This window comes from Shewanella sp. SR44-4, assembly GCF_014163715.1.
Lineage (GTDB): Bacteria > Pseudomonadota > Gammaproteobacteria > Enterobacterales > Shewanellaceae > Shewanella.
In genome coordinates this window covers 1-12,877 of the sequence record NZ_JACJDU010000008.1, presented here as the reverse complement: position 1 = coordinate 12,877, position 12,877 = coordinate 1, and the positions used below count along the sequence as shown (strand labels likewise).

The following is a 12,877-nucleotide window of genomic DNA, read 5'->3' as shown; positions in this document are numbered from 1 at the left end:
TCTGGAATCAACCCTGCGTGGTACTTTGGAACGAAGAGATTATCACCCCACCGCTGACAATAGCGATACTGCTAGCATAACAGAAGTATTAATTGGCTATTCTATTTCAGTAACAAGCATCACTGTTAACAGTGGCGTTATAAGGCTTAAACATCTACATAGGGTAATTGAGCCAGAGCAGTTTTAAGACTTAAGCTATTGGCAATACAAAATCATAATAGCAATGATATCAACTGCCTCTTTTTAAGGCGCTTCCACTTGAAATCCATAGATAATATGCACTGATTTGATTGTTGTGCACTATTTTTGTGCAAAAAACAAACTTAAAACAAGCGTATTAAACGAGCAATACAATCTTAACCTTTCTTTAGTAACTATATGATTTTTAATGAATAGCCATTGTCATCTTACTGCAATTAATCTGTCGTCAATTTGTTATGATGAACTGGCATGGTAACTGCTGGAATTAATGCAGTTAATTATCGCGAGGAAGACAAATATGGGACTAGAGAAGTTGCTATATTTGCAAGGCGTTGGGGCAGAGTTTATCGATTGTTTCGGTAATCTTGTTCACATACCTGCTAAGGACAGGCAGGGCATTTTAACCACAATGTTGTTGCAATCGTCGTTTGATCAACATGAGCACCTTCATGGTATGAATAAGCCTGACCAGCAACTATTCGATGTACAGGCTTTTACTCAGCAGCATTTATCACCACCAAAGATAGACGCCAGAATAGAGCAACTCGATGTACAGCCTTGGTTGGTACCGCTACATGGTTTTCAGTGGTGTACTATTGATAAGCCTCATGTTGATATCTATCTGCCAGAGCATTATTCATTTGAGTTTGTGGTGACCATCAGCGGTGAAAATATTGACACAATTTCGGTGAATGCCGATGTGAGTGATTGTGTTATTGCTGGCGAATATCATATTAATGATCAACGTTATTGCCAATATCGTTTAATACTTGATAAAGCTAAATTACATTTAGGTTATCACCAACTCGATTTAGCGTTTATTAACGATCCTCAGCATAAAGATACCTTACATGGACAGTTGATGGTTGCACCGTCTACGGCTTATCAAGGTCGCCTAGTGCAACCACTTAACAACAGTAAGCAATCTTGGGGGCTTAATGCGCAACTGTATGCATTGCGTAATGATGCGCAATGGGGCATTGGTGATTTTGGCAATTTAGCTGAGCTTATTGAGTACGCTGCCCATGCTGGTGCTGATTTTATTCTTCTCAATCCATTACATGCAGTAGACATAAGCCAGCCAGATAACCCCAGTCCATACAGTCCAACAGACCGCCGTCGGTTAAACCCCTTGTACATACAAATAGAAGCCGTTCATGAATATAAAGCCCTTAATGGGCAGTTATCATCACAAAAATGGCAGCAAAAAAGGTTAGTACTGAATCAAGCACATCTTATTAATTACGATGAAGTGCACAGTCTTAAATACGCAGCATTCGAGAAAATGTATCAAATATTTTGTTCTCACCACATCAAGCTAGAAACCCCAAGATACAAGGCCTATAAAGAGTTTTTTGTACAAGATGAAGCTGCGTTGATGCAGTTTGTTACCGTCGAAGTGGAATTAGCATCTAAATATTTCACTCAAGATGTTGGCTTTTATTTGTATCTGCAATTTGTCGCCGATGAACAATTACAAGCTTGTCAGTTGAATGCAAAACAATGCGGTATGAGTATTGGGCTTATTCGTGATTTGGCCGTAGGTGCGGTGAGTCATGGCGCTGAAATTAGTGCCAATGCAGATTTGTTTTGTGATAACGCCAGTATCGGCGCACCACCAGATCCTTTTGCTGAGCAAGGCCAAAATTGGGGCTTAACCCCATTCGATCCGGTGAAATTAAAGCAACATAATTTTAGCCATTTTATCCAATTGGTTCGCAGTAATATGCAAAGCTGCGGCGCGCTGAGAATTGATCATGTTATGGGATTACTACGTTTGTGGTGGTGGCCTCTGCATGAAGAACTTGGTAAAGGTTGCTATGTATATTATCCGCTGGACACCTTGCTCGCCATTGTTTGTTTAGAAAGCCAGCGTGCTCGTTGCATCGTAATTGGCGAAGATTTAGGCATAGTACCACCAGAGATTGTGTCGTGTTTACACCAAGCGGGCATTTTATCAAATGAATTATTTTATTTCTGTAAAGACCATAATGGGTTCAAACCACCACAAGACTATAAACGTCAAAGCCTGATGATGTTGGCTAATCACGATGTACCGACACTTTCTGCGTGGTGGTTTGCTGCGGATTTACGCCTACGACGTCAACTTGAATTGATTGAAACCGATGACAAGTTACATCAGGTCATGGACCAGCGTCAGCAAGAAAAACAGCAATTGATTGACTTGCTTATCCGCGAACAAGCATTTGAGCTACCAACCCCCATGACATCAGCCGAACAATTAGATTTTGATAGTGTGTTGTTGGCTTGGATACGCGTTGCTGCTAAGGGCAATGCACAACTATTTAGTGTGCAATTAAGTGATTTAGTCGCTGATAAACACGGGGTAAATATTCCCGGTACTTGGAAAGAGTTCCCTAATTGGCAACGCCGATTACCCCTGTCTATCAAACAAATGTCCCAAAGCCCTAAAGTGCAGCAACGTCTTGAAGCGATAGCATCGGCGCGAAAGTCCCGAACTCACGCCAGTGCAGTTAACACAAGTGCAGTAAACACATAGTCATCCGATAAACTTGCTCATTAATGGATCATTAAATATGACAGTAGCGACCCCGTATTTTCAACAAGGTAGTGAAATGGCCTTATTAAATGGTGAGTACACCGATGTGTTTTCACTGCTTGGTATGCACAGTGTTAATGATGATAAAGCGCTGGTTGTTCGTTGCTTAATACCTGGTGCGCTCAGTGTTGATGTGTTGAATGCTAAAGATCGACGTAAAGTGGCGACGCTTGAGCAAGTTAATGAACAAGGTTTATTTGCCGGTAAAATGGGCCGCAGAGTTAACCATTTTGCTTATCTATTACGGGTGCAATATCCGTTGTGTGAGCAGCTTATCACCGACCCATATCAATTTGACAGTCTACTTAATCCTGACGATGTGTATTTATTTGGCGAAGGAAGCCAGCTGCAAACATACCATTTTCAAGGCGCTAATTGGCGTGAACATCACGATGTAAAAGGGGTTCATTTTTGTGTTTGGGCGCCAAATGCTAAGCAAGTTGCGGTGATTGGTGATTTTAATTTATGGGACAATAAGCGCCATGTGTTGCGTCATCATCCAGCCAGTGGGCTGTGGGATATTTTCATTGCCGAGGTTGAACCCGATCAGCACTATAAATATGCCATTAGCGATATGCATGGCAATCAAGTTATTAAGTCCGATCCTTATGCGGTCGCCATGCAACCGTCACCTCATAATGCGTCGAAAATACCTCGAGTAGAAGGCTATGACTGGCAAGATAGTCAATGGTTAACAGAACGGGCAAGTCATCAACCACATGTACAACCTATGTCTATTTATGAGGTGCAATTAGCCTCATGGCGCCGCAACGGGGATGACGGCCAAGATTATACCGATTACTCGCAGCTAATAGCCGAGTTGGTGCCTTATATCAAAGAAATGGGCTTTACCCATTTACAGCTAATGCCAATCAGTGAATATCCGTTCGATGGCTCTTGGGGTTATCAACCCGTGGGGTTATTTGCGCCGACGTATCGCTTTGGTGATGCCAATGGCCTTAAAGCTTTTATCGATGCATGCCACCAGCAAGGCATTGCGGTGTTACTCGATTGGGTGCCAGCTCATTTTCCTCGCGATCCTCACGGTTTGGTACGGTTTGACGGCAGTTGCTTATATGAACATGACGATCCCCGTAAAGGCGAACATCCGGATTGGGATACCTTAATTTATAACTATGGCCGCGCGGAAGTGCGCAGTTTTTTATACAGTAATGCGCATTACTGGCTAGATGAATTTCATTTTGATGGCTTACGCCTTGATGCTGTGTCGTCAATGCTCTATCTCGATTATAGCCGTACAGCTGATCAATGGATCCCCAATGAGTTTGGCGGCCGTGAAAATCTTGAGGCAATCAGCTTTCTGCAAGAATTAAACGCACGTATGTATCAGTGTTTTCCTGGTATTAACATGATTGCTGAAGAGTCCACCGCATGGCCTGGGGTGACACAAGCCACCAGTAATAATGGCTTAGGATTCGGCTTTAAGTGGAATATGGGCTGGATGAACGACACACTTCGTTATATCAGTTGCGATCCCCTTTTTAGGCGTTATCACCATGGAGAGCTCACTTTTAGCTTAGTTTATGCCTTTACCGAACAATTTATTTTGTCACTCAGTCATGATGAAGTGGTTCACGGTAAGGGCTCGTTACTGCATAAAATTCCTGGTGATGACTGGCAGAAGTTCGCCACATTACGCGCTTATTATGGCTTTATGTGGACCCATCCGGGCAAAAAACTGTTGTTTATGGGTAACGAGTTTGCCCAGCGCAACGAATGGAACCATAACCAGAGCCTCGACTGGCATTTATTAACCTATGCACCACATCAAGGTGTGCAAGATTGGGTGCGCGATCTCAATCAATGCTATCAACAATATCCGGCCTTATATCAACGTGATCATCATAGCGACGGTTTCCAATGGCTCGACTGCAACAATGCTGAAAATAACATTTTAGTATTTTGTCGTTTTGGCATGGATAAGCAACAACATGTCGTGATTGTGGTCAACATGTCTCCACAGGTTTATCACGATTTCAGAGTGGGTGTACCTGCGGAGCAATGCTACAGCGAAATGCTCAACAGCGACCATCGTCACTATGGCGGCAGTCACGTCGTCAATGATAATCCCTGTGAAGCTCAAGCGACGCCATGGCAGGGCATGTCACACAGTATTGTCATTACTGTCCCTCCGTTAGGTTGCAGCATTTGGGCTCCAGAACTGGACGAACGAACTGACGAACCAGAAAGCTAGATGAGTCGACGGAATAAGTGGGTACAGACACTATGGTTTCAACTTTACAGGGGCATGTTATGGATATGACCAGCGGTTATCCTTATCCACTAGGGGCGACACTCGATGATAACGGGGTGAATTTTTCGTTGTTTTCGGCGCATGCTACTCAAGTCGTATTGTGTATCTTTGATGCCACTGGAGAAGTTGAGGTCGCGCAATACATCATGAGCGATCAAACTCGACAAATTTGGCACTGTCATCTTGCTGATGCACAAGCAGGGCTATTGTATGGTTATCGTGTCTTTGGCCCATATCAACCTCAATTAGGTCATCGCTTTAATCATCATAAATTGTTACTCGATCCCTATGCAAAAAAGCTGGTGGGCGAGGTGATATATCATCCTGCGCTTTATGGTTATGACATTGAAGCCAGGGACGAAGATTTGTCATTTGATACCCAAGATAGTGCGCCATATGTGCCTAAAGCACAGGTTATTGATTGCGGCTTTGTCAATGATATTCCAATTGAGCCGCTCAATATTAGCCTTGCGCGCAGCATTATATTTGAAACCCATATAAAAGGGTTTACCCAACAGCATCCCAAGGTCAGCAGCGAGCAACAAGGCACCTTTGCAGGTTTAGCGAGCCAACCTATCATCGATTATTTACAAAACTTAGGCATAACCTGTATAGAGCTATTACCCGTGCATGGTTTTTTTGATGAGCCATTTTTAATTGAAAAGGGCCTCAATAACTATTGGGGATATAACAGTATTGCTTTTATGGCGCCGCACAGCGCTTATTTGTCTGCATCGGATGACATTGCTGAATTTAGGCTGATGGTTTCTACACTTCATCGAGCCGGCATTGAAGTCATTTTGGATGTGGTATTTAACCATACTGCAGAAGGTAACCATTTAGGGCCAACGTATGGTTTCCGCGGGATCGACAATGCCAGTTACTACCGTTTATTACCCAATGATAAGCGTTTTAACATTAACGATACCGGTTGTGGTAACACCTTTAATCTTAATCATCCCCAAGTACTGATGCTGGTAATGGATTCGCTGCGCTATTGGGTTGAAGTGATGGGCGTGGATGGATTTAGATTTGATTTAGCCAGTTGCCTTGGACGAGAAGCCTATGGCTTTGACCCAGGAAGTGGATTTTTTGACGCCATCACTCAAGATCCTGTGCTGTGTAAAGTGAAATTGATTGCTGAGCCATGGGACATTGGACCTGGTGGTTATCAGTTAGGCAATTACCCTGTGGCATTCAGTGAATGGAATGACCGTTACCGTGATGCTATGCGCAAATTCTGGCGCGGTGACAGTGGTTTGTTACCTGAATTTGCTAAACGATTTCATGGTTCGAGTGACTTTTTTGAACATAACGGTCGCGGGCCAGCAGCCAGTATCAATTTTATCACCAGTCATGATGGTTTCAGTTTGCATGATGTAGTCAGTTATGACGATCGTCATAACTTGGCCAACGGTGAAGACAACCGCGATGGACATCAAGAAAACTGTAGCAGTAATTATGGCATAGAAGGCGAGTGCGACGATGTCGCCATCAATGCCATTCGCAACCGACAAAAGCGCAATTTATTAACGTGCTTGTTGCTATCTCAGGGGGTGCCGATGCTATTGGCTGGCGATGAATCTAGCCAAACTCAACAAGGTAATAACAATGCCTACTGCCAAGACAATCCGATTGGTTGGTTCGACTGGCAGCAAATAGATTGGTCGTTGGTGAATTTTACCGCTCAGTTGATCACCTTACGTAAACGCTTTCCGATGTTGTGTCATCAAGCATTTATTCATAAACCAGAAGCATTATTCGATAACGGTTTAGCGTGGTTTAACCGCCAAGGTGAAGCGATGACGAAATCACATTGGTGTGAACATCATACCCGCACCTTAAGCGTTATTTTAACCGGTAATTTAGGTGATGCCGATGTTGGCGCCGTTGCTGAAAGTACTGAAGCCTTATTGTTGATGATCAATGTCGATGAGTCCCCACATACCTTTACATTACCGCAATTGCCTCACTTTCGTTATTGGCATTGTTTATTGCATACCCAAGAAAGTGAGCCAGTGGTGGATGCCAGTCAGCAAGTCAATTTAATCAGCCGTAGTTTAATGTTATTTCATACCGAGTTTACAAGGAGCAATTGATGACCACAGCGAAAACTAACGCCAGTGCGACTAAACCGACTGCCCGTGCCAGTCGAGCTAAAACTAACAGTAAGACCAGTAGTAAAACCAAAGTCGCAACACAAACCGCAGCAGATAATCAGCTCAGTTCCCATGCAGAGCCTTGTGAACCTTGCGACAGTTTAGCAGCCTCGTTAGCCAGACATATTCGTTATGGTTTATGTCGCGATGAACATGAGCAACATGAATTGTTTAATGCCGTGGCGCAAAGTGTTAAAGAGCAAATGCTGGATAACTGGCGTCAAACACGGATAAAAGATAATCAATACCAACAAAAACAAGTGGCTTACTTGTCGTTAGAGTTTTTGATGGGCCGAGCATTAGGTAATGCATTATTGAGTTTAGACATTACCGCCGATGCGCAACAAGTCATGACTGAATACGCGACTAGTTTAGAAGAGCTTGAGCAAGTTGAGCAAGATGCGGGCTTAGGCAATGGCGGGCTTGGACGACTTGCGGCGTGCTTCCTCGACAGTTGTGCCAGTTTAGATTTGTCGGTTACTGGTTACGGTATTCGTTATCAATATGGCATGTTTGTGCAAAAAATTGTCGATGGTTACCAAGTTGAGCGTCCGGACCGTTGGTTACGACACGGTAATCCATGGGAAGTCCGTATTGCCAATCGTATTGTGACCGTTCCCTTTTTTGGCCATACCGAAACCTATGTCGATAAACAAGGGCATCGACACCATGTGTGGGCGGAAACTCAAAATGTACTGGCCGTGCCTTATGACGTGCCGATCCCAGGATTTAAAAATGGCCGAATTAATACGCTGCGCTTGTGGAAGGCAGAAGCCAATGACGAGTTTGATTTAGCAGAGTTTAACGAAGGTGATTATGCTGAAGCCGTCGCGACGAAAAACCTAGCCGAACAAATCACCATGGTGTTGTACCCCAATGATTCGAGTGTTAACGGCAAAGAATTGCGGTTAAGACAACAGTACTTTTTGTCGTCTGCCAGCTTACAAGACTTGCTGGCCCGTTACGTCGGTCAATTTGGTGAAGACTTTAGCCAGTTTAGTACTCATAACGTGTTGCAACTTAATGATACTCACCCGAGCATTGCAGTACCTGAGTTAATGCGGTTGTTACTTGATCAATATGGCTTGAGTTGGGATACCGCTTGGGCGATCACCAGTGAATCTATGGCGTATACCAATCATACTTTATTGCCAGAAGCACTAGAGCGTTGGTCTGTGCCGATGATGAAAAATATGTTGCCGCGAATTGTCGAAATTATTTTCGAAATCAATGCACGTTATCTTGAACAAGTGGCTCATCATTGGCCCGCAGATATTCAAAAGTTGGCCAACATGTCGATTATTGAAGAAGGCCCAGAGCAGCAAATACGGATGGCATATTTAGCGATTGTTGCCAGTTTTTCGGTTAATGGTGTGGCGGGGTTACATACTCAGTTACTTAAAGAAGGGTTATTCAATGACTTCTATCAACTGTGGCCCCACAAATTTAATAACAAAACCAACGGTGTCACCCCTAGGCGTTGGCTCGCGTATTGTAATCCTAAATTATCTGAGTTGATTTGTCGTCGCTTAGGCGATGAGTGGATTAACGATTTATCACGTCTTACCGCGTTAAATGCTTTCACCAGTGACAAAGCATTTGTTAAGGAATGGGCGCAAATAAAACTCGAGAATAAACAAGTGTTAACCACTTTTGTGCATCAGCAATGTGGGATTGAATTTGACCCTCTGATGATGTTCGATGTGCAAGTAAAACGTATCCATGAATACAAGCGCCAATTATTGAATATTCTGCACGTTATTCATTTATATCGTCGAATTTTAAATGGCGATACTCAAGATATGGTTCCCCGTTGCGTATTAATTGGTGGCAAAGCTGCGCCAGGGTATGCCATGGCAAAACAAATCATTAAGTTAGCAAGCAATGTCGCCCATATGGTCAATTCTGATCCACTGGTGACGCCGTATTTACGTATGGCTTTCCTGCCTAACTATAACGTTAGTGCGATGGAAAAAATCTGTCCGGGTACCGACTTATCTGAGCAAATATCAACAGCAGGTAAAGAAGCTTCAGGCACAGGCAACATGAAATTCATGATGAATGGCGCTTTGACTATCGGCACATTAGATGGTGCCAATATTGAAATGCTTGAAGAAGTGGGTGATGAGAACTTTTTCTTATTTGGCTTAGATGCTAATCAAGTAAGCCAAGCCCGAATGAATTATCAACCTCAGCACATCGTTGAACATTCTAAAGCCCTTCATGGGGTGATGGACATGCTCAAAAGCGCTCATTTCAATTTGGTCGAACCGGGTATTTTCGACAACATTATTGCCTCGATTGTCGACCCTAACGACCAATGGATGACCGCTGCCGATTTTGACAGTTATTGCTTGGCACAAGAACAGGTGGCAAAAACCTATCTTGATCAAGATAGTTGGCAAAAAATGAGTATTAGAAACACCGCCGCAAGCGGGCGTTTTTCAAGCGACAACACTATAGCGGGTTACCGCGACGAAATCTGGATGAAAAAGTAATACAGGGATGGCGGTGTTATGCCGCTTAGTTAACAAGTAAGTCGTAGATCAATGCTTATTTATTGATGGCTATCTTTGATAGTCAAATGGAGTCTGCTTATGAGTAATGTTCGTTATATTAGTAATTTAACTCGTGATACCTATGCGCTTATTTTGGCGGGTGGTCGTGGTTCTCGGTTGTACGAATTAACCGACTGGCGCGCTAAACCGGCGTTATATTTTGGTGGTAAATTCAGGATTATTGATTTCCCATTATCGAATTGTATTAACTCTGGAATTCGTCGCGTGGGAGTGGTGACACAATATAAATCACACTCACTTATTCGGCATGTTACTCGTGGTTGGGGCCACTTTAAGAAGGAATTGGGTGAATCGGTTGAGATATTACCGGCGTCGCAACAAACATCAGGTAATTGGTATCAAGGTACCGCAGACGCTGTGTTTCAAAATATCGATATTATTCGCCATGAAATACCTAAATACGTGATGATTCTATCTGGCGATCATGTGTACCGCATGGATTATGCCGGCTTGTTAGCCGCCCATGCAGAATCAGGTGCCGACATGACCGTGTGCTGTTTAGAAACGCCGATAGCCGAAGCTGCGGGGGCATTTGGGGTAATGGAAGTCGATAGCACTAATCGGGTGATTGGCTTTGAAGAAAAACCGGCTGAGCCTAAACCGACACCAAACGATCCGGAAATGTGTTTAGCCTCGATGGGCAATTATGTGTTTAATACCAAGTTTTTGTTCGATCAATTGAAAAAGGATTCGAACAACGAAAACTCAGACCGTGACTTTGGTAAAGACATCATTCCGGCAATCATAGAAAAGCATAATGTGTTCGCGTTTCCTTTTACTAGTGCTGTTCCAGACGAACCTGCTTATTGGCGCGATGTGGGTACCTTAGATTCATTTTTCCAAGCCAATATGGAGCTATTATCACCTACGCCGGCATTGAATTTGTATGATGCCAAATGGCCTATTTGGACCTATCAAGAACAATTACCTCCGGCTAAATTTGTGTTCGATGATGAAGATAGACGCGGTATGGCGGTTGATTCTATTGTGTCCGGTGGTTGTATTATCTCCGGCGCAAAAGTTAAACGTAGCGTGTTGTTTGATGAAGTGCGGGTATGTTCTTATTCGTCGGTAAAAGACTCGGTATTATTACCCGATGTGGTGGTATTAAAGAACTGTAAAATCCAAAATGCCATTTTAGATCGGGGTTGTATCATCCCAGAAGGCATGGTGATTGGTTATAATCAAGATCACGACAGGGCAAGAGGTTTTAGGGTATCCGAAAAAGGTATTACCTTAGTAACTCGTAAAATGTTGGGTTTACCTGTTGGTTACGAATAAGGACCGTAAATGACTCTTGTGAGTGTAAAGCGAGTACTGCTGGTGGCAGCAGAAAACGATGCACTGCACGGCGCTAAAGTAGGTGGCATGGCGGATGTTATCCGCGACTTGCCACCCGCATTAGGCCAATGCAGCGTGATAGCCGATGTCGCTATGCCTAATTATGGTTTTTTAGCTCAACAATATTGTGCCGTACATATGGCAGATATTGAAGTTGATTTTGCGGGTGAGCGTCATGTGGTATCTGTGTATCGGATGCCTAGGCCGCAAAACAAAGACGAAATGGTCGATATCGGTGAGCAAGATAATACTGGCGCCCAAATTTATCTATTCGATCATCCGCTGTTTAACCATCAAGGTCAGGTTTACTGTAATGGTTCAGCCGACAGACCGTTTGCCGAAGATGCGACCAAGTTTGCTTTGTTTTCATTGAGTGTTGCCACATGCCTTGTCAAAAGGCTATTACCTTGTTTCGATGTGTTGCATCTGCATGACTGGCACACCGCAATGGTGGCGATGCTTCGCGGCTGCGTGGCGGAGTTCTCGGCATTGCAGGCGATGCCTTGTGTGTTCACTATCCATAATTTGGCTTTGCAGGGGATCCGCCCCTTCAGCGGTGATGATTCATCGTTTGCCCATTGGTTTCCACAGTACATGGAAAAATTGAATGCAGTTGCAGATGTAAGCTTATTTGATCCACGTTACAACAATTGCATTAATCCAATGCGAATGGGCATAGTACTGAGTGATAAAGTGCACTTGGTGTCGCCCAGTTATGCCCGTGAAGTGTTAATGCCGTCGGATTATCATAAAGGCTTTTTTGGCGGTGAAGGATTAGAGCTAGATTTAGCCACTAAAGCGCTGCAAGGTAATGTCGTTGGGATCATTAATGGTTGTGTTTATGATGATAAGCCCCTAAATGATGTTGATCATCAAACAGGATATGCAGGGTTATTGCACCAAGCGGAAAACGCGATTATCAAATGGCAAGCAAAGGCCAATAATGTCAGTGTATTAGACACCATTGCGCTCACGCGAATGAGTCAGTATAAGCATGCTGTATTGGCGGAGCATCTGCGATCGTTAGAGGTAAATAGCCAAACGTTTGATGATGACAAACAACGGTTTTTACTGACATCAGTAGGTCGGTTAACTGAGCAAAAAGTGTTGATTTTGTTGCAACCGTATAGTGCAACGCAAATAGATAAAAGCCTTTCCTCAGCAAAAACAGTACTAGAAGCGGTACTTGAATCATTAAAGCGACAACAACCCAACGGGGTGTTTATGTTGCTTGGTAGTGGTGATCTGCATATTGCTAAGGTTCTGCAAGCTACAGCTGCGCGTTATGATAACTTTTTATTTTTACACGGTTATGATGAAGCATTGTCTGAGCAACTTTATCAATCGGGCAGTTTATTTTTAATGCCAAGCTCATTTGAGCCATGTGGAATAAGTCAAATGCTGGCAATGCGGGCAGGGCAACCTTGTTTGGTTCATGGCGTGGGTGGACTGAACGACACGATTACAGATAATGTCAGCGGCTGGGTGTTTAATGGTGAAACGCTAGCTGCACAAGGACAAGCCCTGGTTGAACGTGTTAATCAAGTTCTTGCGTTATATGGCAGCGATACTTGGCAACAGGTGAAGCATAATGCCGCCAAACAGCGATTTAGCTGGGACGATGTCGCGAAGCAATATCTAGCAAAGCTCTATGTAGCGAATGATAATGATCAGTAAACAACGTCAGTAAACAACGTCAGTAAACAACGTCAGTAAATACAGTCAGTAAATACAGTCAGTA

Annotated in this window: 6 protein-coding genes; all 6 read left to right on the top strand. The window is 43.6% G+C overall.

Going from position 1 to position 12,877, the window contains the following annotated elements; translation table 11 throughout:
* Window positions 1-499 precede the first annotated feature (499 nt).
* The 6 genes from malQ (at window position 500) to H5125_RS05750 (ending at window position 12,813) form a co-directional block, all read left to right on the top strand.
* Entirely contained in the window at window positions 500-2,722 is a 2,223-nt protein-coding gene (gene malQ / locus H5125_RS05775) for a 4-alpha-glucanotransferase (protein ID WP_182743750.1), read from the top strand.
* A gap of 37 nt (window positions 2,723-2,759) precedes the next feature.
* A complete protein-coding gene (glgB, locus tag H5125_RS05770) occupies window positions 2,760-4,997 on the top strand; it encodes a 1,4-alpha-glucan branching protein GlgB (protein ID WP_182743749.1) in 2,238 nt (745 codons plus the stop codon).
* A gap of 59 nt (window positions 4,998-5,056) precedes the next feature.
* Window positions 5,057-7,156: a glycogen debranching protein GlgX gene (glgX, locus tag H5125_RS05765; protein WP_259395399.1), complete on the top strand. Its 2,100-nt coding sequence runs from the start codon at window positions 5,057-5,059 to the stop codon at window positions 7,154-7,156.
* Window positions 7,156-9,714 (top strand): glycogen/starch/alpha-glucan phosphorylase, encoded by a 2,559-nt coding sequence (locus H5125_RS05760; protein WP_101087049.1) that lies wholly within the window; start codon window positions 7,156-7,158, stop codon window positions 9,712-9,714. Before glgX ends, H5125_RS05760 begins: the two co-directional genes overlap by 1 nt.
* A gap of 99 nt (window positions 9,715-9,813) precedes the next feature.
* Window positions 9,814-11,076, top strand: coding sequence for a glucose-1-phosphate adenylyltransferase (gene glgC, locus H5125_RS05755; protein ID WP_101087050.1), 1,263 nt, complete (start codon window positions 9,814-9,816; stop codon window positions 11,074-11,076).
* 9 nt (window positions 11,077-11,085) lie between these two features.
* Window positions 11,086-12,813 (top strand): glycogen synthase, encoded by a 1,728-nt coding sequence (locus H5125_RS05750; RefSeq protein ID WP_101087051.1) that lies wholly within the window; start codon window positions 11,086-11,088, stop codon window positions 12,811-12,813.
* The last annotated feature ends 64 nt before the right edge of the window (window positions 12,814-12,877 follow it).

Bases quoted from the DNA above. Each gene is read 5' to 3' on its own strand.
- malQ (WP_182743750.1), top strand. From the start codon at position 500: ATGGGACTAGAGAAGTTGCTATATTTGCAAGGCGTTGGGGCAGAGTTT.
- glgB (WP_182743749.1), top strand. From the start codon at position 2,760: ATGACAGTAGCGACCCCGTATTTTCAACAAGGTAGTGAAATGGCCTTA.
- glgX (WP_259395399.1), top strand. From the start codon at position 5,057: ATGGATATGACCAGCGGTTATCCTTATCCACTAGGGGCGACACTCGAT.
- H5125_RS05760 (WP_101087049.1), top strand. From the start codon at position 7,156: ATGACCACAGCGAAAACTAACGCCAGTGCGACTAAACCGACTGCCCGT.
- glgC (WP_101087050.1), top strand. From the start codon at position 9,814: ATGAGTAATGTTCGTTATATTAGTAATTTAACTCGTGATACCTATGCG.
- H5125_RS05750 (WP_101087051.1), top strand. From the start codon at position 11,086: ATGACTCTTGTGAGTGTAAAGCGAGTACTGCTGGTGGCAGCAGAAAAC.